Consider the following 24,673-nt stretch of genomic DNA (forward strand, 5'->3'; position numbering starts at 1 on the left):
TCCATGTCCGACGCAATACCACCAGCGGCGGCCGAAATGGCCGCCGCTGGCGTTTCCAGAATCGCCCTCGGCATCGAGTACAAGGGGGCCCGCTACCGTGGCTGGCAGCGCCAGGAGGCTGGCGTGCCCTCGGTCCAGGAGGCGCTGGAGAGGGCGCTGTCGCAGGTCGCCGCCGAGCCGGTCAGTGTCATCTGTGCCGGGCGCACCGATGCCGGCGTGCATGCCAGTGGCCAGGTGGTGCATTTCGATACCCGCGTCGAGCGCCCGCTCAAGGCCTGGGTCATGGGCGGCAATGCCCACCTGCCGGCCGATGTCAGCGTGACCTGGGCCAAAGTCATGCCGGCAGACTTCCATGCTCGCTTCAAGGCTTTCGCCCGGCGCTATCGCTACGTGATCTACAACGATCCGATCCGTCCGGCACACCTGGCCGAGGAAGTCACCTGGAATCACCGCCCTCTGGATGTGGCGCGCATGCGTGAGGCAGCGGCCCATCTGGTCGGTACCCATGACTTCACTTCCTTCCGTGCGGTGCAGTGCCAGGCCAAGTCGCCGGTGAAGACGGTGCACCATCTGGAAGTGATCGAGCATGGTCGCTTCATCGTCATCGACGTGCGCGCCAATGCCTTCCTGCATCACATGGTGCGCAACTTCGCCGGGGTGCTGATGACCATAGGCGCCGGCGAGCGTGAGCCGGGCTGGGTCGGCGAGGTGCTCGCGGCACGCGATCGGCGCAGCGGCGGCGTCACCGCCCATCCCTATGGCCTGTACCTGGTGCAGGTGGAGTACCCGCAGGAATTCGAGTTGCCGCAGCGCTACCTGGGGCCGCATTTCCTCTCCGCACTGCCGCAAAGCTTCGGCTGAAACTGCGGCCTGGCTTTGCTACCATCATTATTTCTTTTGCAGAAGGTGCCGGCACGTTGACAGCCGTTCGCGTCAAAATCTGTGGAATCACTCGGGTCGAGGATGCCCTTGCCGCCGCCGCAGCCGGGGCCGACGCCATCGGTCTGGTGTTCTATGCCGGGAGCCCGCGGGCCGTCGGTGCCGAGCAGGCGCGGGCAATCATCGCGGCGCTGCCCCCTTTCGTGACCACGGTCGGCCTGTTCGTCGATGCCGGTCGCGACGAGCTGGCGCATATCCTCGCCAGCGTGCCGCTGGATCTGCTGCAGTTCCACGGCGACGAGTCGGCCGAGCAGTGCGAAGGCTTCGGGCGTCCCTATATCAAGGCGCTGCGTGTCAGGGCCGGCGATGACATCGTCGCCCGGGTGGCTGACTATCCGGGCGCCCAGGGCATCCTGCTGGATGCCTATGTCGAAGGGGTGCCCGGTGGAACCGGCGAGGCGTTCGACTGGTCATTGATACCGCAGGGGTTGAGCAAGCCGCTGATCCTGGCCGGCGGTCTGCGCCCGGACAACGTCGCGACTGCCGTCGCCCAGGTGCGTCCTTATGCCGTGGACGTGAGTGGTGGCGTCGAGGCGAGCAAGGGGATCAAGGATGCGCAGAAGGTCGGGGCATTCATTCGCGAGGCACGCGGTGGCTGATGTGACGACGGGCGGATGCCTGCCGTCCATAAGCCATCGTTCCCCGGCCGGGGCATGGCGGTCGCCGTCCACGGTCCGAATCAGCATTTGCCCGGGTCGCCCAAGACCCCGAAACAGCTACGGAGAGTAAGCATGAGCAACTGGTTGAGAGAAAAGCTGATCCCCTCGATCATGCGTTCCGAGGTCAAGAAGAGCTCGGTGCCCGAGGGGCTCTGGCACAAGTGCCCGTCCTGCGATGCCGTGCTCTATCGTCCCGAGCTGGAAAAGACCCTCGATGTCTGCCCCAAGTGCAACCACCACATGCGCATCGATGCGCGTACTCGCCTGGACCTGTTCCTTGATGCCGACGGCCGTGAGGAACTGGGCGCCGAGCTGGAGCCGGTGGATCGCCTGAAATTCCGCGACAGCAAGAAATACAAGGACCGTCTGGCCGCCGCGCAGAAGGAAACCGGCGAGAAGGACGCCCTCATCTCCATGAGCGGCAAGCTGCAGGGTATGCCCGTGGTGGCCTGCGCCTTCGAGTTCAGCTTCATGGGCGGGTCCATGGGCGCCATCGTCGGCGAGCGCTTCGTGCGTGCCGCCAACGTGGCCCTGGAGAAGCGCTGCCCGCTGGTGTGCTTCGCCGCCTCCGGCGGTGCGCGCATGCAGGAGGCACTGATCTCGCTGATGCAGATGGCCAAGACCAGCGCCGTGCTGGCGCGTCTGCGCGAGGAGGGCATTCCCTTCGTCTCCGTACTCACCGACCCGGTCTACGGCGGCGTGTCCGCCAGCCTGGCCATGCTCGGCGACGTGATAGTCGCCGAGCCGCGCGCGCTGATCGGTTTCGCCGGTCCGCGGGTGATCGAGCAGACCGTGCGCGAGAAGCTGCCGGAAGGCTTCCAGCGCAGCGAGTTCCTGCTGGAGCATGGCGCCATCGACATGATCATTCACCGTAACGACCTGCGGCCGCGCCTGGCCCGCCTGCTGGCGCAGCTGCAGCACCTGCCGACCCCCGCGGCCACTGCATGAGCCGATCCCTCGCCGACTGGCTGAGCTACCTGGAGCAACTGCACCCCAGCGCCATCGACATGGGCCTGGAGCGCTCGCGCGAGGTCGCTCGCCGGCTCGGCCTGGGCAAGCCGGCGCCGCGGGTGATCACCGTCACCGGCACCAACGGCAAGGGCTCCACTTGTGCCTTCCTGGCGGCCCTGCTGCGTGAGCAGGGGCTCAAGGTCGGCGTCTACAGCTCGCCACACCTGCTGCATTACAACGAGCGGGTCCAGCTCGAAGGTCGCGATGCCGGCGACGAGGAGCTGTGTGCGGCCTTCGCCGCTGTCGAGGCCGGGCGTGGCGAGATTTCCCTGACCTATTTCGAAATGGGCACCCTGGCGGCCTTCTGGCTGTTCGAGCGCGCCGGCCTGGACGCCGTGGTGCTGGAGGTCGGTCTCGGCGGCCGGCTGGATGCGGTCAACCTGGTCGATGCCGACCTGGCGCTGGTCACCAGCATCGGCCTGGACCACGCCGAGTGGCTGGGCGACACCCGCGAGTCGGTGGCCTTCGAGAAGGCCGGCATCCTGCGCCAGGGCAAGCCGGCGTTCTGTGGTGATCTCGACCCGCCACTGCCGCTGCTGCAGAGGGTCGCCGAGCTGGATTGCCCCCTGTTCCTGCGCGGGCGCGACTACGACCTGGCCATCGGCGAGCGGAGCTGGCACTGGCGCGGTCTCACCGCGGACGGTCAGGTGCTCGAGCTGCACGATCTGCCGCTGCTGGATCTGCCGATGGAAAACGCCGCCCTGGCCCTGCAGGCCTATGCCGTGCTGGGGCTGGCCTGGCAGCCCGAGCGCCTGGCCAATGCGCTGCGCGCCACCCGGGTGGCGGGGCGCCTGGAGCGTCGTCAATTGCGCTGGCAGGGTAAGCAGCTGAGCCTGCTGCTGGATGTTGGCCACAACCCGCATGCCGCCGAATACCTGGCTGCGCGCCTGGCGGCGCGCCCGCCCAAGGGGCGGCGGCTGGCGGTATTCGGCCTGCTGGCCGACAAGGATCTGGCCGGCGTGCTGGCGCCGTTGCAGCTGGAGGTGCAGGGCTGGGCGGTAGCGCCGCTGGACAGTCCGCGTTCGCGCCCGGCCGGCGAGCTGGAGGCGGCCCTGCGCAACCTGGGTGCCGATGTGCGTGCCTGCTCCAGCGTCGCCGAAGCATTGCTGGTACAGTGTGGCCAGGCGCACGAGGATGACGAGATCCTCGTGTTCGGATCTTTCTATTGCGTGGCCGAGGCCCTGGAGTGGCTCGGCCAACAGGTGGAGGCGGGCGATGGCGGTGCTGGATAAGGGGCTCAAGCAGCGTTTGGTTGGTGCTGTGGTGCTGATATCGCTGGCGGTGATCTTCCTGCCTAGACTGTTTTCCCGCGAGGACGAGCTGCGCCAGGTGGTGGTCGATGCCCCGGCCATGCCGGCAAAACCGACCATGCCCGAAGTGGCGCTGGAACCGGTGAGCGTGCCCGAACCGGTGGCCGAGGACGAAGTGCCGCCGGTGGAGCCGGTGCCGCAATCGCCCAGCGAGCCGATTGCCACCCCGGTGCAACCGGTCGTCGAGCCGCAGGCGCCGGTGCAGGCCAGCACGCCCGAGGAGAAGCCGGCCAGCGGCCTGGACGCCAACAGCCTGCCGGTCAGCTGGTCGGTACAGCTGGCCAGCCTGTCCAGCCGCGCCGGTGCCGAGAAACTGCAGCAGACCCTGCGCAGCAGTGGCTACAACGCCTATATCCGCAGTTTCGATGGCATGAACCGGGTGTTTGTCGGGCCGGTCATCGAGCGTGCCGAGGCCGATCGCCTGCGCGACCAGCTCAACCGCCAGCAGAAGCTCAACGGTTTCGTGGTGCGTTTCCAGCCGGAGAACGGCTGACGCTATCTCGCCCATAGTGAGGACCCGGCTTACCCGCACGGGTCCGCTCTGTTAAAATCCGCCGCCTTTCCCGTCTGTAGGCAGCAACGTGGCATTCACTTGGGTCGATTGGGCGATCATCGCCGTCATCGCCATCTCCAGTCTGATCAGCCTGCGCCGTGGCTTCTTCAAGGAGGCCCTGTCGCTGCTGACCTGGATCATCGCCGGTGTGGTCGCCTGGATGTTCGGCGGCGCCTTGTCGCAGCACCTGACGGATTTCATCGAGACGCCGTCGATGCGGGTCATCGCCGCCTGCGCCATTCTCTTCGTGGTGACCCTGCTGGTCGGGGCGCTGATCAATTTCCTCATCGGTGAGCTGATCCGGGTAACCGGCCTGTCGGGCACCGATCGTTTTCTCGGCATGGTCTTCGGCGCGGCGCGCGGGGCCCTGCTGGTGGTCGTGCTGGTGGGGCTGGTGAGCCTGGCACCGGTGCAACAGGATCAATGGTGGCAGCAGTCGACCCTGCTGCCGCATTTTCTGATGGTGGCGGACTGGTCGAAGAACCTCATCCTGAGCCTGACCAGCCAGTGGCTCGCCAGCGGCATCACCGATACGCCCGAGCTTCCGTCCTACGAGGGTCTCTTGCAGCCTAAACTGCCGTAAGAGCCCGGAACTAGCCTGATTCACTACACAGAGGTTGCGTCACATGTGCGGCATCGTCGGTATCGTCGGTAAGTCCAACGTCAATCAGTCCCTGTATGACGCCCTTACCGTGCTCCAGCATCGCGGCCAGGACGCTGCCGGCATCGTCACCAGCCATGGCGGGCGTCTGTTCCTGCGCAAGGACAACGGCCTGGTGCGCGATGTGTTCCAGCAACGCCACATGCAGCGCCTGGTGGGTAACGTCGGCATCGGCCACGTGCGCTACCCCACCGCCGGCAGTTCCAGCTCCGCCGAGGCGCAGCCGTTCTACGTCAACTCGCCGTACGGCATCACCCTGGCGCACAACGGCAACCTGACCAACGTCGAGCAGCTGTCGCGCGAGATCTACGAGTCCGACCTGCGCCACGTCAACACCAACTCCGACTCGGAAGTGCTGCTCAACGTGTTCGCCCACGAGCTGGCGGTGCGTGGCAAGCTGCAGCCGACCGAGGAAGACGTGTTTGCCGCCGTCGCCGGCGTGCATGCCCGCTGCCGCGGTGGTTACGCCGTGGTGGCGATGATCACCGGCTACGGTGTGGTCGGCTTCCGCGACCCCCATGCGATCCGCCCGATCGTCTTCGGCCAGCGCCACACCGACGAGGGCGTGGAGTACATGATCGCCTCCGAAAGCGTCGCCCTCGACGTGCTCGGCTTCAGCCTGATCCGCGACCTGGCGCCGGGCGAGGCGGTGTACATCACCGAGGACGGCAAGCTGCACACCCGCCAGTGCGCCTCTAACCCGCAGTACTCGCCGTGCATCTTCGAGCACGTCTACCTGGCCCGTCCGGACTCGCTGATGGACGGCGTGTCGGTGTACAAGGCGCGCCTGCGCATGGGCGAGAAGCTGGCCGAGAAGATCCAGCGCGAGCGCCCGGACCACGACATCGACGTGGTCATCCCGATCCCGGACACCAGCCGCACTTCCGCCCTGGAACTGGCCAACCAGCTGGGTGTGAAGTTTCGCGAGGGCTTCGTCAAGAACCGCTACATCGGCCGCACCTTCATCATGCCCGGCCAGGCCGCGCGCAAGAAGTCGGTCCGGCAGAAGCTCAACGCCATCGACCTGGAGTTCCGCGGCAAGAACGTGATGCTGGTGGACGATTCCATCGTGCGTGGCACCACCTGCAAGCAGATCATCCAGATGGCCCGCGAGGCCGGTGCCAAGAAGGTGTATTTCTGCTCCGCGGCTCCGGCGGTGCGTTATCCCAACGTGTATGGCATCGACATGCCGAGCGCCCACGAGCTGATCGCCCACGGCCGTACCACCGAGGAAGTGGCCGAGCTGATCGGCGCCGACTGGCTGGTGTACCAGGACCTGGACGATCTCAAGGAAGCGGTCGGCGGCGGCAAGATCAAGATCGAGCACTTCGACTGCGCGGTGTTCGACGGCCAGTACGTCACCGGCGACGTCAACGAGGCCTATCTGAACAAGATCGAGCAGGCGCGCAACGACGCGGCCAAGGTCAAGGTGCACAGCGCCAGCGCCATCATCGATCTGCACAACGACTGAAGGAGCGGGCCATGAGTCTGGAGTGGGAAGCAGGGCGCCTGGACAGCGATCTCGAGGGCGTCGGCTTCGACACCCTGGCGGTGCGCGCCGGTCAGCATCGCACGCCGGAGGGCGAGCATGGCGAGGCCATGTTCCTCACCTCCAGCTATGTGTTCCGCAGCGCTGCCGACGCCGCCGCGCGCTTCGCCGGCGAGCAGCCGGGCAACGTCTACTCGCGCTATACCAACCCGACCGTGCGCGCTTTCGAGGAGCGCATCGCCGCGCTGGAAGGTGCCGAGCAGGCGGTGGCCACCGCCTCCGGCATGGCCGCCATCCTGGCTATCGTCATGAGCCTGTGCAGCGCCGGCGATCATGTGCTGGTGTCGCGCAGCGTATTCGGCTCGACCATCAGCCTGTTCGAGAAGTACCTCAAGCGCTTCGGCATCGAGGTGGACTACCCGCCGCTGTCCGACCTGGACGCCTGGCAGGCGGCTTTCAAGCCCAATACCAAGCTACTGTTCGTCGAGTCGCCGTCCAACCCGCTGGCCGAACTGGTGGACATCGCCGCCCTGGCCGAGATCGCCCACGCCCGCGGCGCGCTGCTGGCGGTGGACAACTGCTTCTGTACTCCGGCCCTGCAGCAGCCGCTGGCGCTGGGCGCCGACCTGGTCATGCACTCGGCCACCAAGTTCATCGATGGCCAGGGCCGCGGCCTGGGTGGCGTGGTCGCCGGACGCCGCGCGCAGATGGAGCAGGTGGTCGGCTTCCTGCGTACCGCCGGGCCGACCCTCAGCCCGTTCAATGCCTGGATGTTCCTCAAGGGCCTGGAGACTTTGCGCATCCGCATGCAGGCGCAGAGCGCCAGCGCGCTGGAGCTGGCCCGCTGGCTGGAGACCCAGCCGGGTATCGACAGGGTCTACTACGCCGGCCTGCCCAGCCACCCGCAGCACGAGCTGGCCAAGCGTCAGCAGAGTGCTTTCGGCGCGGTGCTGAGCTTCGAGGTCAAGGGCGGCAAGGAGGCGGCCTGGCGCTTCATCGACGCGACGAAAGTCATTTCGATCACCACCAACCTCGGTGACACCAAAACCACCATCGCCCATCCGGCCACCACCTCCCATGGGCGTCTGTCGCCGCAGGAGCGGGCCAATGCCGGTATCCGCGACAACCTGGTGCGCGTCGCCGTGGGCCTGGAAGACGTGGCCGACCTCAAGGCCGACCTGGCCCGCGGCCTGGCCGCGCTCTGAGGCTGGTGGGCCCCGTTCCTGCCGCGAAGGGCAGGGGTGCGGGCTTGCGGAGGGCCTTTCCGCGATCAGCAGCTAGTCTTGGGGAAACGTCCTAGCCCAGGAGCTGCCCCATGAACCTCATCCTTTTCCTGATCATCGGCGCCGTTGCCGGCTGGATCGCCGGCAAGTTGCTGCGTGGCGGCGGCTTCGGGCTGATCGGCAACCTGGTGGTGGGCATAGTCGGCGCGGTGATCGGCGGCCACCTGTTCAGCTACCTGGGCGTGTCGGCCGGTGGTGGGCTGATCGGCTCGCTGGTGACCGCGGTGATCGGTGCCCTGGTCCTGTTGTTCATCGTCGGCCTGATCAAGAAGGCCCAGTAGCGCTGGCGGGACGCCGTCCCGTCGCCCATCACTGGTCGCGCAGGTCCACGGCACCGGCGCCGGGTTTGTCGAACAGGCGCTCGGCGCTGCCCGGCAGGCTGCTGTGGCCATCCTCGTCGGCACCCAGCACGCTGATGTCGCTGTACTTCTTGCCCGACAGCGCGGCCATGCCGGCGCGGTCGCGGACGATGGTCGGGCGCAGGAACACCATCAGGTTGCGCTTGACGTGGGTGTCCTTGGTCGAGCGGAACAGCCGGCCGATCAGCGGGATGTCACCCAGCAGCGGCACCTTGGAGTCGGTGCTGGTGACATCGTCCTGGATCAGTCCGCCCAGCACTATCACCTGGCCGTCGTCGGCCAGGATCACGCTCTTGATCGAGCGCTTGTTGGTCACCAGGTCCACCGCCTGGGCGTTGACCCCGGCGCTGGGGGCGATGGAGGAGATCTCCTGTTCCACTTCCAGACGCAGGGTGGCGCCGTCGTTGATGTGCGGGGTGACCTTGAGGGTCACGCCGATGTCCTCGCGCTCGATGGTGGTGAAGGGGTTGTTCGCCCCCGAGGCGTCGGTGGTGTAGGAGCCGGTCTGGAAAGGTACGTTCTGCCCGACCAGGATTTCCGCCTCCTGGTTGTCCAGGGTCAGCAGACTGGGCGTGGACAGCAGGTTGCTCTTGCTGTTGGCGGAGAGGGCGGTGATCAGCGCGCCGAAGTTCTCGGTGCCGATGCCGATGATGGCGCCGTCCGGCAGGGTCAGGTCATCGGGAATTTCCTCGTTCTGGATGGCCTTGAGCACGGTGCCCACCGACAGCCCGGTATTGCCGAAGTTGACCCCGCCGAGGCCGCCGGTGCCGCCGCGGGCATCCACCGCCCACTGCACGCCGAGAGCGTCGCTGATGTCCCCGGAGATTTCCACGATGGCCGCCTCGACCATCACCTGGGCGCGCGGTACGTCGAGGTTGCGCACGATTTCCTCGAGGGTCGCCACGGTGTCCGGATCGGCCAGCAGGACCAGGGCATTGAGGCTCTCGTCGGCGCGGATCAGGATGTTCTGCGGCTTGCTGCTGGCGGCTTCGCCACCACCCTCCGCGGTCTTCAACCCTTCAGAGATGTCGCCCAGGGTCTCGGCCAGGCTCTTGGCGTCGCTGTGGCGCAGGCGAATCACCCGCGCATTGGCCGAACGGGTGCTGGGGATGTCCAGCGAGCGGGCCAGGTTGGCCAGGCGCTGGCGGGCGGCCGGCGGGCCAAGGAGGATCAGGCGGTTGGTGCGGGCGTCGGCGATCACCCGGGTGCCGGCGCTGTTCTTCTCGTTGCGCATCACTGCGTTGTTCAGTGCCTCGGCGGCGTCCAGTACCCAGGCGTGCTGCAGGTTGATCACGTTGTAGTCGCCGCCGCCCTGGGCATCGAGCTCGGCGATCAGTTCGCGGATGCGTTCGATATTGGCCCGGCGGTCGCTGATGATCAGCGCGTTGGAGGCAGCCACCGCCGCCAGGTGGCCGTTCTGCGGCACCAGCGGGCGGATCAGCGGGATCAGTTCGTTGACCGAGGTGTGCTGCACCTGGATCAGCTCGGTCTGCACATCGTCCGGCGCGCTGCGGCTGCTGTTGGCGCCGCTGCGCGCCTCGGTGACCGGCACGATGCGCGCCTGGTCGCCCTGGGCCAGCACGCTGAAGCCATGGGTGCTCATCACCGAAAGGAACAGCTGGTAGACCTCCTCCAGGCCCAGCGGGGTCTTGGAGATCACCGTGACCTGACCCTTGACCCGCGGATCGACGACGAAGGTCTCGCCGGAGATCTGCGCCACCTGATCGATGAAGTCGCGGATATCGGCGTCCTTCATGTTGATGGTCCAGGTCTCGGCGCCCTGGCTCACCGCCACCGGCTCGGCGGCATGGACGAGCGGCAGCGGGGCGGTGAGGCAGCTCGCGGCCAGCAGCAGGGCGAGGGGCAGGCGTTTGTGCGGCGGGATTCTGGAGTCGATCATGGGCTGTCTTCGGCTTCCGGTATTTCGGGCTGCGGGATGTCGCCGCCTTCCATGCGTTGTTGAAGGTTCTGGATGCGCTCCTGCAGGGCCTGGACGTCCTCGTCCTGCAGCTGTTCCAGTTGACTGGCGGTGGGCTCCAGCGCCGAGTAGGCCGGCGTCAGCGAGGGCTGGCGCACGGCGGGGAATCGCAGGCTCTCCTCGATGCCGCCACGGTCGAGCACCACATGGTCCTGGTGTACGGCCTGCAGGCGGGTACTGGCGTTGACCGGCTCGCCCACGGCGATGCGCTTGGGCTTGTCGCCGGCGACCTGGATGATCGCCGCGGAGCGCGCTGCATCCGGGTTGACGAAGCTGGCCAGCAGGGTCATCTGCTGTCGGGTAGCGGGGGCGGCCTGGTCGCCGCGCGGCCTGGCCGCGGGCGTACCGAACAGATGCTGCAGGCGCTGGATGGACAGCGGCTGGCGCTCGGCGATGCTTGCCGGAGCCGCTGGCGGCGCAGCCTCGCTGCGCAGCAGGCGAAGGAAATCGACGCTCTGCTTGCTCAGGCTGAGGGTGATGAGCAGCACCACGAGCAGGCAGAGGCCGGTCACGCCATGGCGCTGCAGCCAGGCGGGCAGGCGGGTGCGGGTGCTACTCAAGGCATGGATCCCCCGGTGTTCTTCTTATTCTGTGCGGACGCTCTGCACGGCGTCTCGCAATCCGGCCCGTACTCTGCGGGCGCAGGCAACCTTAACGCAAGTCCTTCGTCCATGGCGTATTCGCGTCGCCTATCTGCGCGCTGGTGCACTCTCCGCTGCGCCGGAAGCGTGAAACATTTCGAAACTTCCGGCGAACGAGTCGCTATCATCGGCCCCACGTGCTTCCCGTTCAACAATAACAATAAGCCAGACGGATCACCGCCATGGAAGATCGCAAGCCGCCCGTCGCGGCTCCCGTGGGGTTTGCACGCGCGGAGCTGCTGGAACTGCTCTGCCGTAGCGAGCAGTTTCCCCTGACGTTATTGCTGGCGCCAGCAGGCTCCGGCAAGTCGACCCTGCTGGCCCAGTGGCAGGCCGGCCGACCCTTCGGGAGTGTGGTGCACTATTCACTGCAGGCGCGTGACAACGAGCCGGTACGCTTCTTTCGCCACCTGGCCGAGAACATCCGCGCCCAGGTCGAAGACTTCGACCTGTCCTGGTTCAACCCCTTCGCCGCCGAGATGCACCAGTCGCCCGAGGTGCTCGGCGAGTACCTGGCCGACGCGCTGAATCGTATCGAGAGGCGCCTCTACCTGGTCCTCGACGACTTCCAGTGCATCGGCCAGCCGATCATCCTCGACGTGCTCTCGGCCATGCTCGAACGCCTGGCGGGCAACACCCGGGTCATACTGTCCGGGCGCAACCATCCGGGGTTCTCCCTCAGCCGCCTGAAGCTGGACAACAAGCTGCTGTGCATCGACCAGCACGACATGCGCCTGTCGCCAGTGCAGGTCCAGCACCTCAATGCCTACCTGGGCGGGCCCGACCTCAGCCCGGCCTATGTCGGCAGCCTGATGGCCATGACCGAGGGCTGGATGGTCGGGGTGAAGATGGCCCTGATGGCCCATGCGCGCTTCGGCACCGAGGCCCTGCAGCGTTTCGGTGGCGGCCATCCGGAGATAGTCGACTACTTCGGCCACGTGGTGCTGAAGAAGCTGTCGCCACAGCTGCACGACTTCCTGCTGTGCAGCGCGATCTTCGAGCGCTTCGACGGCGAGCTGTGCGACCGGGTGCTCGATCGCAGCGGTTCGGCCCTGCTGCTGGAGGACCTGGCCGCACGCGAGCTGTTCATGCTGCCGGTGGACGAGTACCCCGGCTGCTACCGCTACCATGCCCTGTTGCATGATTTCCTCGCCCGGCGCCTGGCCATGCACAAACCGCAGGAGGTGGCGCAACTGCACCGGCGGGCGGCCCTGGCGCTGCAGCAGCGCGGTGACCTGGAACTGGCCCTGCAGCATGCCCAGCGCAGTGGCGATCGCGCGTTGTTCCACGGCCTGCTGGGCGAGGCCTGCGAGCAGTGGGTGCGCAGCGGTCACTTCGCCGAGGTGCTGAAATGGCTGGAGCCGCTGAGCGAGGCAGAACTCTGCGCACAGTCGCGCCTGCTGGTGCCGATGACCTATGCCCTGACCCTGTCGCGGCGTTTCCACCAGGCGCGCTACTGCCTGGACGAACTGGTGGCGCGCTGCGCCGGCCAGCCGGGCCTGGAAGAGCCGACCCGCCAGCTGCTGGCGCTCAACCTGGAGCTGTTCCAGCACGACCTGGCCTTCGACCCCGGCCAGCGCTGGTCCGACCTGCTGGCCGCGGGCGTCGCCTCGGACATCCGTGCCCTGGCGCTGAGCATCCTCGCCTATCACCACCTGATGCACGGCCGCCTGGAGCAGTCGATCCAGCTGGCGCTGGAGGCCAAGGCGTTGCTGGCCAGCACCGGCCAGCTGTTCCTGGAGAGCTACGCCGATCTGATCATCGCCCTGTGCAACCGCAACGCCGGGCGTGCCACCAGCGCGCGCAAGGATGTCTGCCTGGATTACCAGCGTACCGAGCGCTCCTCGCCGGCCTGGGTCAACCGTGCCACCGCCATGGTGGTGGCGCTGTACGAGCAGAACCAGCTGGCCGCCGCCCAGCAGCTGTGCGAGGACCTGATGGCCATGGTCACGTCGTCCTCGGCCACCGAGACCATCGCCACCGTGCACATCACCCTGTCGCGCCTGCTCCACCGGCGCCAGTCCCAGGGCCGCGCCACGCGCCTGCTGGAGCAGCTGTCGCGCATCCTGCAACTGGGCAACTACGCGCGCTTCGCCAGCCAGGCGGCGCAGGAGAGCATGCGCCAGGCCTATCTCGACGGGCGCCCGGCGGCGCTCGACGCCCTGGCCCAGCGCCTGGGTATCGAGGAGCGCCTGGCCGCCGGCGAGTGGGAGAGGGTGCGCCCCTATGAAGAGTGCTGGGAGCGCTATGGCCTGGCCGCCGTGTACTGGCTGGTGATGCGCGGCGCCCAGCCGCGCGCCTGCCGCATCCTCAAGGTGCTGGCGCAGGCGCTGCAGAACAGCGAGATGAAGGCCCGTGCGCTGGTGGTGGAGGCCAACCTGCTGGTGCTGAACGCCCCGCAGCTGGCTACGGAGGAGCAGGACAGGGCTCTGCTGGCGCTGGTCGAGCGCTTCGGCATCGTCAACATCAACCGCTCGGTATTCGACGAGGCGCCCGGCTTCGCCGAGGCGGTGTTCGGCCTGCTGCGCTCGGGCCGGCTGCAGGCGCCGGAGGCCTATCGCGAGGCCTACGCCGACTTCCTCCAGGGCACAGGCCAGGCGCCGCCGGCGCTCCTGTCCGAGTCGCTGAAACAGCTCACCGACAAGGAGGCGGCGATCTTCGCCTGCCTGCTCAGGGGGCTGTCCAACAGCGAGATCAGCGCCAGCACCGGCATCGCCCTGTCCACCACCAAGTGGCACCTGAAGAACATCTACTCGAAGCTGAGCCTCTCCGGGCGTACCGAAGCCATCCTCGCCATGCAGGCCCGCAACGGCTAATGCGCCATGCCCCTCCCCGGGGAGGGGGGAGGGGCGCGCGCAACTGCCTAATCTCCCGCCTGCCGGAAAAGCCGGCAAGCAACCCCATTAGTACAAGAAGAAATCGGGAGATATCGCCATGTCTGTTTGGGTCACGTGGCCGGGCTTGGTCAAGTTCGGCACCCTGGGCATCTATGCCGGCCTGATCACGCTCGCGCTCGAGCGCGACGTGCTGTTCAAGAACAACCTGTTCGACGTCGACAACCTGCCCGCGGCCAACGCCAGCATCACCTGTGATGCCCGCAGCCAGGTGGCGCGTACCGAGGACGGCACCTGTAACATCCTCGCCAACCCGGCCGAGGGCTCGGTGTACCGCCGCTTCGGGCGCAACGTCGACCCCAGCGTGACCCATGGCGAGACCGAGGCCGACACCCTGCTCAGTCCCAATCCGCGGGAAGTGAGTAACGTGCTGATGGCGCGTGGCGAGTTCAAGCCGGCGCCCAGCCTCAACTTCATCGCCGCCTCCTGGATCCAGTTCATGGTGCATGACTGGGTCGAACACGGCCCCAACGCCGAAGCCAACCCGATCCAGGTGCCGCTGCCGGCTGGCGACGTGCTCGGCTCCGGCAGCCTGTCCGTGCGCCGTACCCAGCCCGATCCGACCCGTACCGCCGCCGAGGCCGGCAAGCCGGCCACCTACCGCAACCACAACACCCACTGGTGGGATGGTTCGCAGCTGTATGGCAGCAGCAAGGCCACCAACGACAAGGTGCGCGCCTTCGAGGGCGGCAAGCTGAAGATCAACCCCGACGGCACCCTGCCGACCGAGTTCCTCAGCGGCAAGCCGATCACCGGCTTCAACGAGAACTGGTGGGTCGGCCTGAGCATGCTGCACCAGCTGTTCACCAAGGAGCACAACGCCATCGCGGCGATGCTCCAGCAGAAGTACCCGGACAAGGACGACCAGTGGCTGTACGACCGCGCGCGCCTGGTCAACTCCGCGTTGATGGCGAAGATCCACACCGTGGAATGGACCCCGGCGGTGATCGCCAACCCGGTCACCGAACGCGCCATGTACGCCAACTGGTGGGGCCTGCTGGGTTCCGGTCCGGAGCGTGACAAGTACCAGGAAGAGGCGCGCATGCTGCAGGAGGACCTGGCCAGCTCCAACTCCTTCGTCCTGCGCATTCTCGGCATCGACGGCAGCCAGGCCGGCAGTTCGGCCATCGACCATGCCCTGGCCGGCATCGTCGGCTCGACCAACCCGAACAACTACGGCGTGCCCTACACCCTGACCGAGGAGTTCGTCGCGGTCTACCGCATGCACCCGCTGATGCGCGACAAGGTCGATGTCTACGACATCGGCTCGAACATCATCGCGCGCAGCGTGCCGCTGCAGGAGACCCGCGACGCCGACGCCGAGGAGCTGCTGGCGGACGAGAATCCCGAGCGCCTGTGGTACTCCTTCGGCATCACCAACCCGGGCTCGCTGACCCTCAACAACTACCCGAACTTCCTGCGCAACCTGTCCATGCCGCTGGTCGGCAACATCGACCTGGCGACCATCGACGTGCTGCGTGACCGCGAGCGCGGGGTGCCGCGCTACAACGAGTTCCGCCGCGAGATCGGCCTCAACCCGATCACCAAGTTCGAGGACCTGACCACCGACCCGGCCACCCTGGCCAACCTCAAGCGCATCTACGGCAACGACATCGAGAAGATCGACACCCTGGTGGGCATGCTGGCCGAGACCGTGCGTCCGGACGGCTTCGCCTTCGGCGAGACGGCCTTCCAGATCTTCATCATGAACGCCTCGCGGCGCCTGATGACCGACCGTTTCTACACCAAGGACTACCGCCCGGAGATCTACACCGCCGAGGGCCTGGCCTGGGTCGAGAACACCACCATGGTCGACGTGCTCAAACGCCACAATCCGCAGCTGGTCAACAGCCTGGTTGGCGTGGAAAACGCCTTCAAGCCCTGGGGTCTGAACATCCCGGCCGACTACGAGAGCTGGCCGGGCAAGGCCAAGCAGGACAACCTGTGGGTCAACGGCGCTCTGCGCAGCCAGTACGTCGAAGGCCAGCTGCCGGCCATTCCGCCGGTGGATGTCGGTGGCCTGATCAGTTCGGTGCTGTGGAAGAAGGTACAGACCAAGTCCGACGTGGCGCCGGCCGGCTACGAGAAGGCCATGCACCCGCATGGCGTGATGGCCAAGGTCAAGTTCACCGCCGTACCGGGGCATCCCTACACCGGCCTGTTCCAGGGCGCCGACAGCGGCCTGTTGCGCCTGTCGGTGGCCGGCGACCCGGCGACCAACGGCTTCCAGCCGGGCCTGGCGTGGAAGGCCTTCGTCGACGGCAAGCCGTCGCAGAACGTCTCCGCGCTCTACACCCTGAGCGGGCAGGGCAGCAACCACAACTTCTTCGCCAACGAGCTGTCGCAGTTCGTCCTGCCGGAGACCAACGATACCCTGGGCACCACGCTGCTGTTCTCGCTGGTCAGCCTGAAGCCGACCCTGCTGCGCGTGGACGACATGGCCGAAGTGACCCAGACCGGCCAGGCCGTGACTTCGGTCAAGGCGCCGACGCAGATCTACTTCGTGCCCAAGCCGGAGCTGCGCAGCCTGTTCTCCAGTGCGGCGCATGACTTCCGCAGCGACCTGACGAGCCTCACCGCCGGCACCAAGCTGTACGACGTCTACGCCACCTCGATGGAGATCAAGACCTCGATCCTGCCGTCGACCAATCGCAGCTACGCCCAGCAACGGCGCAACAGCGCGGTGAAGATCGGCGAGATGGAGCTGACCTCGCCGTTCATCGCCTCGGCCTTCGGCGACAACGGGGTGTTCTTCAAGCACCAGCGTCACGAAGACAAATAAGGGTCATCCCTTGCTGAACAGCCCCGGCCCGTGCCGGGGCTGTTTTTTTGCGCGCGCCTTACGTCCATCACACTTCTACTCCAGGCTGTGCTGCCGCCTGCGAAATCGGCACTGCAGTTTTTGCGCAAATCCGTTAACTTGGCGCCTCGGCCATGCCATAAAAACAACAAGAACAACAGCAAGATGGATCTTCTGTTCGGGGAACGCATCCGCCCATGTCCACCGATACCCACGCCGCCCTGACGGCTCCCGCAAGCCCCGCCTTGCGCTCGCTGCCCTTCGCCTTCGCCAAACGCCACGGCGTGCTGCTGCGCGAACCTTTCGGCCAGGCCCAGCTGCAGGTGCGTCGCGGCGCCAGCCTGACCGCCGTGCAGGAAGCCCAGCGCTTCGCCGGTCGCGTGCTGCCGCTGCACTGGCTGGAGCCCGAGGCCTTCGAGCAGGAACTGGCCCTGGCCTACCAGCGCGACTCCTCCGAAGTGCGGCAGATGGCCGAGGGCCTGGGTGCCGAACTCGACCTGGCCAGCCTGGCCGAGCTCACTCCCGAATCCGGTGACCTGCTGGAGCAGGAGGACGACGCACCGATCATCCGCCTGATCAACGCCATCCTCAGCGAGGCGATCAAGGCCGGCGCCTCCGACATCCACCTGGAAACCTTCGAGAAACGTCTGGTGGTGCGCTTTCGCGTCGACGGCATCCTCCGCGAAGTGATCGAGCCGCGCCGCGAACTGGCGGCGCTGCTGGTCTCGCGGGTCAAGGTCATGGCACGCCTGGATATCGCCGAGAAGCGCGTACCGCAGGACGGGCGCATCTCGCTCAAGGTCGGCGGCCGCGAGGTCGACATCCGTGTTTCCACCCTGCCGTCGGCCAATGGCGAGCGGGTGGTGCTGCGCCTGCTCGACAAGCAGGCCGGGCGTCTGTCGCTCACGCACCTGGGCATGAGCGAGCGCGACCGCCGTCTGCTCGACGACAACCTGCGCAAGCCCCACGGCATCATCCTGGTCACCGGCCCCACCGGCTCGGGCAAGACCACCACCCTGTACGCCGGCCTGGTCACCCTCAACGACCGCTCGCGCAACATCCTCACGGTGGAAGACCCGATCGAGTACTACCTGGAAGGCATCGGCCAGACCCAGGTCAACCCGCGGGTGGACATGACCTTCGCCCGCGGCCTGCGCGCCATCCTGCGCCAGGACCCGGACGTGGTGATGGTCGGCGAGATCCGCGACCAGGAAACCGCCGACATCGCCGTGCAGGCCTCGCTGACCGGCCACCTGGTGCTCTCCACCCTGCACACCAACAGCGCCGTCGGCGCCGTCACCCGCCTGGTCGACATGGGCGTCGAGCCCTTCCTGCTGTCCTCCTCGCTGCTCGGCGTGCTGGCCCAGCGCCTGGTGCGTGTGCTTTGCGTGCACTGCCGCGAGGCGCGTCCGGCCGACGCGGCCGAGTGCGGCCTGCTTGGCCTCGACCCGCACAGCCAGCCGCTGATCTACCACGCCAAGGGCTGCCCCGAGTGCCACCAGCAGGGCTACCGCGGCCGTACCGGCATCTACGAGCTGGTGATCTTCGACGACCAGATGCGCACCCTGGTGCACAACGGCGTCGGCGAGCAGGAGCTGCTGCGCCACGCCCGTAGCCTCGGCCCGAGCATCCGTGACGACGGCCGGCGCAAGGTGCTGGAAGGGGTGACCACCCTGGAAGAAGTGCTGCGCGTGACCCGGGAAGACTGATGGCCGCCTTCGAATACATCGCCCTGGATGCCAGGGGTCGCCAGCAGAAAGGGGTACTGGAGGGCGACAGCGCCCGCCAGGTGCGCCAGCTGCTGCGCGACAAACAGCTGTCGCCGCTGCAGGTCGAGCCGGTACAGCGCAGGGAGCAGGCCGAGGGTGGTGGCTTCAGCCTGCGCCGTGGCCTGTCGGCGCGCGACCTGGCGCTGGTCACCCGCCAGCTGGCGACCCTGATCGGCGCCGCGCTGCCCATCGAGGAGGCGCTGCGCGCCGCCGCCGCGCAGTCGCGCCAGCCGCGCATCCAGTCGATGCTGTTGGCGGTGCGCGGCAAGGTGCTCGAGGGCCACAGCCTGGCCAAGGCCCTGGCCTCCTACCCGGCGGCCTTCCCCGAGCTGTACCGCGCCACGGTGGCGGCCGGCGAGCATGCGGGGCACCTGGCGCCGGTGCTGGAACAGCTGGCCGACTACACCGAGCAGCGCCAGCAGTCGCGGCAGAAGATCCAGATGGCGCTGCTCTACCCGGTGATCCTGATGCTCGCTTCGCTGGGCATCGTCGGTTTTCTGCTCGGCTACGTGGTGCCGGATGTGGTGCGGGTGTTCGTCGACTCCGGGCAGACCCTGCCGGCGCTGACCCGCGGGCTTATTTTCCTCAGCGAGCTGGTCAAGTCCTGGGGCGCCCTGGCCATCGTCCTGGCGGTGCTCGGCGTGATCGCCTTTCGCCGCGCCCTGCGCAGCGAGGATCTGCGCCGGCGCTGGCACGCCTTCCTGCTGCGCGTGCCGCTGGTCGGTGGGCTGATCGCCGCCACCGAGACGGCGCGTTTCGCCTCGACCCTGGCCATCCTGGTGCGCAGCGGCGTGCCGCTGGTGGAGGCGCTGGCCATCGGCGCCGAGGTGGTGTCCAACCTGATCATTCGCAGCGACGTGGCCAACGCCACCCAGCGCGTGCGCGAGGGCGGCAGCCTGTCGCGCGCGCTGGAAGCCAGCCGGCAGTTCCCGCCGATGATGCTGCACATGATTGCCAGCGGCGAGCGTTCCGGCGAGCTGGACCAGATGCTGGCGCGCACGGCGCGCAACCAGGAAAACGACCTGGCGGCCACCATCGGCCTGCTGGTGGGGCTGTTCGAGCCGTTCATGCTGGTATTCATGGGCGCGGTGGTGCTGGTGATCGTGCTGGCCATCCTGCTGCCGATTCTTTCTCTGAACCAACTGGTGGGTTGATAGCGATGTACAAACAGAAAGGCTTCACGCTGATCGAGATCATGGTGGTGGTGGTCATCCTCGGCATTCTCGCTGCCCTGGTGGTGCCGCAGGTGATGGGGCGCCCGGATCAGGCCAAGGTCACCGCAGCGCAGAACGACATCCGCGCCATCGGCGCCGCGCTGGACATGTACAAGCTGGACAACCAGAACTACCCGAGCACCCAGCAGGGCCTGGAGGCCCTGGTGAAGAAACCCACCGGCACGCCGGCGGCGAAGAACTGGAACGCCGAGGGCTACCTGAAGAAGCTGCCGGTCGACCCCTGGGGCAACCAGTACCTGTACCTGTCGCCGGGCACCCGCGGCAAGATCGACCTGTATTCGCTGGGCGCCGACGGCCAGGAAGGCGGCGAGGGGACCGACGCCGACATCGGCAACTGGGATCTCTGACTCGCGATGCAGCGAGCGCGCGGTTTCACCCTGATCGAGCTGCTGGTGGTGCTGGTGCTGCTCGGCGTGCTCACCGGCCTCGCCGTGCTCGGCAGCGGGATCGCCAGCAGCCCCGCGCGCAAGCTGGCGGACGAGGCCGGGCGCCTGCAGTCGCTGCTGCGGGTGCTGCTCGACGAGGCGGTGCTGGACAACCGCGAGTATGGCGTACGCTTCGACGCCCGCAGCTACCGGGTGCTGCGCTTCGAGCCGCGCACGGCGCGCTGGGAGCCGCTCGACGAGCGCGTGCACGAGCTGCCGGAGTGGCTCGAACTGGAGATCGAGGTCGACGAGCAGAGTGTCGGGCTGCCCGCCGCCCTTGGTGACCAGGACAAAGCCGCGGCCAAGGCGCCACAGCTGCTGCTGCTCTCCAGTGGCGAGCTGACCCCCTTCACCCTGCGCCTGTCCGCCGGCCGCGAGCGCGGCGCGCCGGTACTGACGCTGGCCAGCGACGGCTTCGCCGAGCCCGAGCTGCAGCAGGAAAAGTCCCGATGAAGCGCGGCCGCGGTTTCACCCTGCTGGAAGTGCTGGTGGCCCTGGCGATCTTCGCCGTGGTCGCCGCCAGCGTGCTCAGCGCCAGCGCCCGCTCGCTGAAGACCGCCGCACGCCTGGAGGACAAGACCTTCGCCACCTGGCTGGCGGACAACCGTTTGCAGGAACTGCAGCTGGCCGACGTGCCGCCGGGCGAGGGCCGCGAGCAGGGCGAGGAGAACTACGCTGGGCGGCGCTGGCTGTGGCAGAGCGAGGTGCAGGCTACCAGCGAGCCGGAGATGCTGCGTGTCACCGTGCGAGTGGCGCTGCGGCCGGAGCGCGGGCTGCAGGGCAAGATCGAAGACCATGCCCTGGTGATCCTGAGTGGCTTCGTCGGAGTCGAGCCATGAGGCAGCGCGGCTTCACCCTGCTGGAAGTGCTGATTGCCATCGCCATCTTCGCCCTGCTGGCCATGGCCACCTACCGCATGCTCGACAGCGTGCTGCAGACCGATCGCGGCCAGCGCCAGCAGGAGCAGCGTCTGCGTGAGCTGACGCGGGCCATGGCGGCCTTCGAACGCGACCTGCTGCAGGTGCGCCTGCGCCCGGTGCGCGACCCGCTGGGCGACCTGCTGCCGGCCCTGCGCGGCAGCAGTGGCCGCGACACCCTGCTGGAGTTCACCCGCAGCGGCTGGCGCAACCCGCTCGGCCAGCCGCGCGCCACCCTGCAGCGGGTGCGCTGGCAGCTCGAAGGCGAGCGCTGGCAGCGCGCCTACTGGACGGTGCTGGACCAGGCCCAGGACAGCCAGCCGCGGGTGCAGCAGGTGCTGGATGGCGTGCGCCGCTTCGACTTGCGCTTTCTCGACCAGGAGGGGCGCTGGCTGCAGGACTGGCCGCCGGCCAACAGCGCTGCCGACGAGGCCCTGACCCAGCTGCCGCGTGCCGTCGTACTGGTCGTCGAGCACCGCCATTACGGTGAGCTGCGCCGTCTCTGGCGCCTGCCGGAGATGCCGCAGCAGGAACAGATCACGCCGCCCGGTGGCGAGCAGGGCGGTGAGCTGCTGCCGGAAGAACCGGAGCCCGAGGCATGAGCCGGCAGCGCGGCGTGGCACTGATCACAGTGCTGCTGGTGGTGGCGCTGGTGACCGTGGTCTGCGCGGCCCTGCTGCTGCGCCAGCAACTGGCCATCCGCAGCACCGGCAACCAGCTGCTGGTGCGTCAGGCCCAGTACTACGCCGAAGGCGGCGAGCTGCTGGCCAAGGCCTTGCTGCGCCGCGACCTGGCCGCCGACCAGGTCGATCACCCTGCCGAGCCCTGGGCCAACCCCGGCCTGCGCTTCCCCCTGGACGAGGGCGGCGAGCTGCGCCTGCGCATCGAGGACCTTGCCGGACGTTTCAACCTCAACAGCCTGGCCGCCGGTGGCGAGGCCGGCGAGCTGGCGCTGCGGCGCCTGCGGCGCCTGTTGCAGCTGCTGCAGCTGACCCCGGCCTATGCCGAGCGCCTGCAGGACTGGCTCGACGGCGATCAGGAGGCCAGCGGCATGGCCGGCGCCGAGGATGACCAGTACCTGCTGCAGAAACCGCCCTACCGTACAGGCCCCGGGCGCATTGCCGAGGTGTCCGAGCTGCGCCTGCTGCTGGGCATGAGCGAGGCCGACTACCGCCGCCTGGCCCCCTTCGTCAGCGCCCTGCCGAGCCAGGTCGAGCTGAACATCAACACCGCCAGCGCCCAGGTGCTGGCCTGCCTGGGCGAGGGCATTCCCGAGGCGGCGCTCGAGGCCGCCATCGAGGGCCGTGGCCGCAGCGGCTATCGCGAACCCGCCGCCTTCGTCCAGCAGCTTGCCAGCTACGGCGTCAGCCCGCAGGGGCTGGGCATCGCCAGCCAGTATTTCCGTGTCACCACCGAGGTGCTGCTGGGTGAGCGGCGCCAGGTGCTGGCCAGTTATCTGCAACGTGGTAATGATGGGCGCGTCCGCCTGATGGCGCGCGATCTGGGGCAGGAGGGCCTGGCGCCCCCGCCCGTCGAGGAGTCCGAGAAATGAGTCTGCTCACCCTGTTTCTGCCGCCCCAGGCCTGCACCGAGGCGAGCGCCGAGATGCCGGTGTGGCGCGTCGAGAACGACAGCTGCAGCCAGTTGCCCTTCGCCGAGGCCTTGCCGGCCGACGCGCGGGCCTGGCGCCTGGTGCTGCCGGTGGAGGCGGTGACTACCTGTGTCGTGCAGTTGCCGACCACCAAGGCACGCTGGCTGGCCAAGGCCCTGCCGTTCGCCGTCGAGGAGCTGCTGGCCGAGGAGGTGGAGCAGTTTCACCTGTGTGTCGGTAGCGCCCTGGCCGATGGTCGTCATCGTGTTCATGCCCTGCGCCGCGAGTGGCTGGCCGGATGGCTGGCGCTGTGCGGCGAGCGGCCGCCGCAGTGGATCGAGGTGGACGCCGACCTGTTGCCGGAGGAGGGTAGCCAGCTGCTCTGCCTGGGCGAGCGCTGGTTGCTCGGCGGGGCGGGCGAGGCGCGCCTGGCCCTGCGTGGCGAGGACTGGCCGCAGCTGGCGGCGCTCTGTCCGCCGCCCCGGCAAGCCTATGTGCCGCCCGGGCAGGCGGCGCCGCCGGGCGTCGAGGCCTGCCAGACGCTGGAGCAGCCGTGGCTCTGGCTGGCCGCGCAGAAGGCCGGCTGCAACCTGGCCCAGGGGCCTTTCGCCTGTCGCGAGCCTTCTGGCCAGTGGCAGCGCTGGCGGCCGCTGGCGGGGCTGCTCGGTCTCTGGCTGGTGCTGCAGTGGGGCTTCAACCTGGCCCAGGGCTGGCAGCTGCAGCGCGAGGGCGAGCGCTATGCCGTGGCCAACGAGGCGCTGTATCGCGAGCTGTTTCCCGAGGATCGCAAGGTGATCAACCTGCGCGCGCAGTTCGACCAGCACCTGGCCGAGGCGGCGGGGAGCGGCCAGAGCCAGTTGCTGGCCCTGCTCGATCAGGCCGCCGCGGCCATCGGCGAAGGGGGGGCACAGGTGCAGGTGGATCAGCTCGACTTCAACGCCCAGCGTGGCGACCTGGCCTTCAACCTGCGTGCCAGCGACTTCGCCGCGCTGGAAAGCCTGCGGGCGCGCCTGCAGGAGGCCGGCCTGGCGGTGGACATGGGCTCGGCGAGCCGCGAGGACAACGGCGTCAGTGCGCGCCTGGTGATCGGGGGTAACGGATGAACGGCCTGCTCATGCAATGGCAAGCGCGCCTGGCGCAGAACCCTTTGATGCTGCGTTGGCAGGGCCTGCCGCCGCGCGACCGGCTGGCCCTGGGCCTGCTCGCTGCCTTCCTGTTGCTGGTGCTGCTGTACCTGCTGCTGTGGCGGCCGGTCAGCCAGAACCTGGAGCGGGCACGCGGCTTCCTGCAGCAGCAGCGTACGCTGCACGCCTACCTGCAGGAGCATGCACCGCAGGTGCGGGCACGGCAGGTCGCACCGCAGGCCAGTATCGAGCCTGCCGCGCTGCAGGGGTTGGTGACCGCCAGTGCCGCCAGCCAGGGGCTGAATGTCGAGCGTCTGGACAACCAGGGTGATGGTGGCCTGCAGGTGAGCCTGCAGCCGGTCGAGTTCGCCCGTCTGCTGCAGTGGCTGGTGAGCCTGCAGGAGCAGGGCGTGCGCGTCGAAGAGGCCGGTCTGGAACGTGCCGACAAGGGGCTGGTGAGCAGCCGCCTGCTGCTGCGTGCCGGTTGAGCCCGGCTGCACCAGGCGAGTGCGTCGGCACTCGCGCGGAGCATCTGGAAAACCCGTCCGCGAAGAAAAAATTCAAGCAGGGTGTTGACTTAGCTATGACCTCTGCGTAAATTGCGCGCCTCGCAAGGCTAACGGCTGATTAGCTCAGCTGGGAGAGCACCTGCATCACACGCAGGGGGTCGGCGGTTCGATCCCGTCATCAGCCACCAATCTTTGCGAGACCGACGCGCAGCGGTAGTTCAGTCGGTTAGAATACCGGCCTGTCACGCCGGGGGTCGCGGGTTCGAGTCCCGTCCGCTGCGCCATATAAAGAGAAGCCCTCAGCTCGCAAGAGCTGGGGGCTTTTCGCATGTGGCGGAAAAACTCGCTGTCACCACCCTGTCATCGGGAATCTTCAGGCTGTTGGCATGGTCTTTGTTTGAATCATGACGTCACGACAGGAGATAACCCTATGGATGACTACGTCGAAGAGCTTCTCGAATCCCGTGCCATCGAGCAGGACCCGCTGGAGCCGGCCGAGGACGCCACCGAACTCTGAGGCTCGCGG

The 24,673-nt window shown here is 67.7% G+C and carries 22 protein-coding genes and 2 tRNA genes; 22 read left to right on the forward strand and 2 right to left on the reverse strand.

Features of this window, described 5'->3' with window-relative positions; all coding sequences use genetic code 11:
• Window positions 1-3: 3 nt before the first annotated feature.
• The 9 genes from truA (at window position 4) to AAG092_RS19270 (ending at window position 8,186) form a co-directional block, all read left to right on the forward strand.
• On the forward strand, window positions 4-861 hold the full coding sequence (gene truA, locus AAG092_RS19230; protein WP_373387929.1) for a tRNA pseudouridine(38-40) synthase TruA: 858 nt from the start codon (window positions 4-6) through the stop codon (window positions 859-861).
• 56 nt (window positions 862-917) lie between these two features.
• Window positions 918-1,538, forward strand: a complete 621-nt coding sequence (locus AAG092_RS19235; RefSeq protein WP_373387930.1) for a phosphoribosylanthranilate isomerase — start codon at window positions 918-920, stop codon at window positions 1,536-1,538.
• Between the two features lie 132 nt (window positions 1,539-1,670).
• Window positions 1,671-2,546 (forward strand): acetyl-CoA carboxylase, carboxyltransferase subunit beta, encoded by an 876-nt coding sequence (gene accD / locus AAG092_RS19240; protein ID WP_110682070.1) that lies wholly within the window; start codon window positions 1,671-1,673, stop codon window positions 2,544-2,546.
• The gene (gene folC, locus AAG092_RS19245; protein WP_373387931.1) at window positions 2,543-3,841 is read left to right on the forward strand and encodes a bifunctional tetrahydrofolate synthase/dihydrofolate synthase; all 1,299 of its coding nucleotides are present in this window, start codon (window positions 2,543-2,545) and stop codon (window positions 3,839-3,841) included. Before accD ends, folC begins: the two co-directional genes overlap by 4 nt.
• Window positions 3,825-4,412 (forward strand): SPOR domain-containing protein, encoded by a 588-nt coding sequence (locus tag AAG092_RS19250; RefSeq protein ID WP_373387932.1) that lies wholly within the window; start codon window positions 3,825-3,827, stop codon window positions 4,410-4,412. The genes folC and AAG092_RS19250 overlap by 17 nt, the downstream gene beginning before the upstream one ends.
• An 88-nt stretch (window positions 4,413-4,500) precedes the next feature.
• Window positions 4,501-5,055, forward strand: a complete 555-nt coding sequence (locus tag AAG092_RS19255; protein WP_110682067.1) for a CvpA family protein — start codon at window positions 4,501-4,503, stop codon at window positions 5,053-5,055.
• A gap of 43 nt (window positions 5,056-5,098) precedes the next feature.
• Window positions 5,099-6,604: an amidophosphoribosyltransferase gene (gene purF, locus AAG092_RS19260; protein WP_110682066.1), complete on the forward strand. Its 1,506-nt coding sequence runs from the start codon at window positions 5,099-5,101 to the stop codon at window positions 6,602-6,604.
• A gap of 11 nt (window positions 6,605-6,615) precedes the next feature.
• Window positions 6,616-7,827: an O-succinylhomoserine sulfhydrylase gene (locus AAG092_RS19265; protein ID WP_373387933.1), complete on the forward strand. Its 1,212-nt coding sequence runs from the start codon at window positions 6,616-6,618 to the stop codon at window positions 7,825-7,827.
• Between the two features lie 110 nt (window positions 7,828-7,937).
• On the forward strand, window positions 7,938-8,186 hold the full coding sequence (locus AAG092_RS19270; protein ID WP_110682064.1) for a GlsB/YeaQ/YmgE family stress response membrane protein: 249 nt from the start codon (window positions 7,938-7,940) through the stop codon (window positions 8,184-8,186).
• A 28-nt stretch (window positions 8,187-8,214) separates the two neighbouring features.
• Here the strand turns inward: AAG092_RS19270 and gspD are convergent, their stop codons facing one another.
• Window positions 8,215-10,164: a type II secretion system secretin GspD gene (gene gspD, locus AAG092_RS19275; protein WP_373387934.1), complete on the reverse strand. Its 1,950-nt coding sequence runs from the start codon at window positions 10,162-10,164 to the stop codon at window positions 8,215-8,217.
• Window positions 10,161-10,802, reverse strand: a complete 642-nt coding sequence (locus AAG092_RS19280) for a type II secretion system protein N (protein WP_373387935.1) — start codon at window positions 10,800-10,802, stop codon at window positions 10,161-10,163. The genes gspD and AAG092_RS19280 overlap by 4 nt, the downstream gene beginning before the upstream one ends.
• Before the next feature lie 263 nt (window positions 10,803-11,065).
• Between AAG092_RS19280 and AAG092_RS19285 the strand changes: the two genes are divergently transcribed.
• The 13 genes from AAG092_RS19285 to AAG092_RS19345 all read left to right on the forward strand — a co-directional run bounded on the left by AAG092_RS19285 (window position 11,066) and on the right by AAG092_RS19345 (window position 24,431).
• Window positions 11,066-13,699, forward strand: coding sequence for a LuxR C-terminal-related transcriptional regulator (locus tag AAG092_RS19285; protein WP_373387936.1), 2,634 nt, complete (start codon window positions 11,066-11,068; stop codon window positions 13,697-13,699).
• A 118-nt stretch (window positions 13,700-13,817) separates the two neighbouring features.
• On the forward strand, window positions 13,818-16,559 hold the full coding sequence (locus AAG092_RS19290) for a peroxidase family protein (protein WP_373387937.1): 2,742 nt from the start codon (window positions 13,818-13,820) through the stop codon (window positions 16,557-16,559).
• A 215-nt stretch (window positions 16,560-16,774) separates the two neighbouring features.
• A complete protein-coding gene (gspE, locus tag AAG092_RS19295) occupies window positions 16,775-18,286 on the forward strand; it encodes a type II secretion system ATPase GspE (protein WP_373387938.1) in 1,512 nt (503 codons plus the stop codon).
• Window positions 18,286-19,500 (forward strand): GspF family T2SS innner membrane protein variant XcpS, encoded by a 1,215-nt coding sequence (gene xcpS, locus AAG092_RS19300; RefSeq protein WP_373387939.1) that lies wholly within the window; start codon window positions 18,286-18,288, stop codon window positions 19,498-19,500. Before gspE ends, xcpS begins: the two co-directional genes overlap by 1 nt.
• Before the next feature lie 5 nt (window positions 19,501-19,505).
• Complete coding sequence (gspG, locus tag AAG092_RS19305; protein ID WP_110682057.1) at window positions 19,506-19,928, forward strand: type II secretion system major pseudopilin GspG; 423 nt, start codon at window positions 19,506-19,508, stop codon at window positions 19,926-19,928.
• 6 nt (window positions 19,929-19,934) lie between these two features.
• On the forward strand, window positions 19,935-20,459 hold the full coding sequence (gspH, locus tag AAG092_RS19310) for a type II secretion system minor pseudopilin GspH (RefSeq protein ID WP_373387940.1): 525 nt from the start codon (window positions 19,935-19,937) through the stop codon (window positions 20,457-20,459).
• Window positions 20,456-20,845 carry a type II secretion system minor pseudopilin GspI gene (gene gspI / locus AAG092_RS19315; RefSeq protein WP_373387941.1) on the forward strand — a complete coding sequence of 130 codons (390 nt, stop codon included), beginning with the start codon at window positions 20,456-20,458 and terminating at the stop codon, window positions 20,843-20,845. Before gspH ends, gspI begins: the two co-directional genes overlap by 4 nt.
• Window positions 20,842-21,525 carry a type II secretion system minor pseudopilin GspJ gene (gspJ, locus tag AAG092_RS19320; RefSeq protein ID WP_373387942.1) on the forward strand — a complete coding sequence of 228 codons (684 nt, stop codon included), beginning with the start codon at window positions 20,842-20,844 and terminating at the stop codon, window positions 21,523-21,525. Before gspI ends, gspJ begins: the two co-directional genes overlap by 4 nt.
• Window positions 21,522-22,475, forward strand: coding sequence for a type II secretion system minor pseudopilin GspK (gene gspK / locus AAG092_RS19325; protein WP_373387943.1), 954 nt, complete (start codon window positions 21,522-21,524; stop codon window positions 22,473-22,475). Before gspJ ends, gspK begins: the two co-directional genes overlap by 4 nt.
• On the forward strand, window positions 22,472-23,617 hold the full coding sequence (gspL, locus tag AAG092_RS19330; protein ID WP_373387944.1) for a type II secretion system protein GspL: 1,146 nt from the start codon (window positions 22,472-22,474) through the stop codon (window positions 23,615-23,617). The genes gspK and gspL overlap by 4 nt, the downstream gene beginning before the upstream one ends.
• Before the next feature lie 11 nt (window positions 23,618-23,628).
• Window positions 23,629-24,126, forward strand: coding sequence for a type II secretion system protein M (locus AAG092_RS19335; RefSeq protein ID WP_373387945.1), 498 nt, complete (start codon window positions 23,629-23,631; stop codon window positions 24,124-24,126).
• A gap of 133 nt (window positions 24,127-24,259) precedes the next feature.
• Window positions 24,260-24,335 (forward strand) — tRNA-Val (locus AAG092_RS19340).
• Between the two features lie 19 nt (window positions 24,336-24,354).
• Window positions 24,355-24,431, forward strand: a tRNA-Asp gene (locus tag AAG092_RS19345).
• The last annotated feature ends 242 nt before the right edge of the window (window positions 24,432-24,673 follow it).

Origin of the sequence: Pseudomonas alcaligenes (assembly GCF_041729615.1) — a bacterium.
GTDB classification, from domain to species: Bacteria; Pseudomonadota; Gammaproteobacteria; order Pseudomonadales; family Pseudomonadaceae; genus Aquipseudomonas; species Aquipseudomonas alcaligenes_B.

Bases quoted from the DNA above. Each gene is read 5' to 3' on its own strand.
- truA (WP_373387929.1), top strand. From the start codon at position 4: ATGTCCGACGCAATACCACCAGCGGCGGCCGAAATGGCCGCCGCTGGC.
- accD (WP_110682070.1), top strand. From the start codon at position 1,671: ATGAGCAACTGGTTGAGAGAAAAGCTGATCCCCTCGATCATGCGTTCC.
- folC (WP_373387931.1), top strand. From the start codon at position 2,543: ATGAGCCGATCCCTCGCCGACTGGCTGAGCTACCTGGAGCAACTGCAC.
- AAG092_RS19250 (WP_373387932.1), top strand. From the start codon at position 3,825: ATGGCGGTGCTGGATAAGGGGCTCAAGCAGCGTTTGGTTGGTGCTGTG.
- purF (WP_110682066.1), top strand. From the start codon at position 5,099: ATGTGCGGCATCGTCGGTATCGTCGGTAAGTCCAACGTCAATCAGTCC.
- AAG092_RS19265 (WP_373387933.1), top strand. From the start codon at position 6,616: ATGAGTCTGGAGTGGGAAGCAGGGCGCCTGGACAGCGATCTCGAGGGC.
- AAG092_RS19270 (WP_110682064.1), top strand. From the start codon at position 7,938: ATGAACCTCATCCTTTTCCTGATCATCGGCGCCGTTGCCGGCTGGATC.
- gspD (WP_373387934.1), bottom strand. From the start codon at position 10,164: ATGATCGACTCCAGAATCCCGCCGCACAAACGCCTGCCCCTCGCCCTG.
- AAG092_RS19285 (WP_373387936.1), top strand. From the start codon at position 11,066: ATGGAAGATCGCAAGCCGCCCGTCGCGGCTCCCGTGGGGTTTGCACGC.
- AAG092_RS19290 (WP_373387937.1), top strand. From the start codon at position 13,818: ATGTCTGTTTGGGTCACGTGGCCGGGCTTGGTCAAGTTCGGCACCCTG.
- gspE (WP_373387938.1), top strand. From the start codon at position 16,775: ATGTCCACCGATACCCACGCCGCCCTGACGGCTCCCGCAAGCCCCGCC.
- xcpS (WP_373387939.1), top strand. From the start codon at position 18,286: ATGGCCGCCTTCGAATACATCGCCCTGGATGCCAGGGGTCGCCAGCAG.
- gspG (WP_110682057.1), top strand. From the start codon at position 19,506: ATGTACAAACAGAAAGGCTTCACGCTGATCGAGATCATGGTGGTGGTG.
- gspH (WP_373387940.1), top strand. From the start codon at position 19,935: ATGCAGCGAGCGCGCGGTTTCACCCTGATCGAGCTGCTGGTGGTGCTG.
- gspI (WP_373387941.1), top strand. From the start codon at position 20,456: ATGAAGCGCGGCCGCGGTTTCACCCTGCTGGAAGTGCTGGTGGCCCTG.
- gspJ (WP_373387942.1), top strand. From the start codon at position 20,842: ATGAGGCAGCGCGGCTTCACCCTGCTGGAAGTGCTGATTGCCATCGCC.
- gspK (WP_373387943.1), top strand. From the start codon at position 21,522: ATGAGCCGGCAGCGCGGCGTGGCACTGATCACAGTGCTGCTGGTGGTG.
- gspL (WP_373387944.1), top strand. From the start codon at position 22,472: ATGAGTCTGCTCACCCTGTTTCTGCCGCCCCAGGCCTGCACCGAGGCG.
- AAG092_RS19335 (WP_373387945.1), top strand. From the start codon at position 23,629: ATGCAATGGCAAGCGCGCCTGGCGCAGAACCCTTTGATGCTGCGTTGG.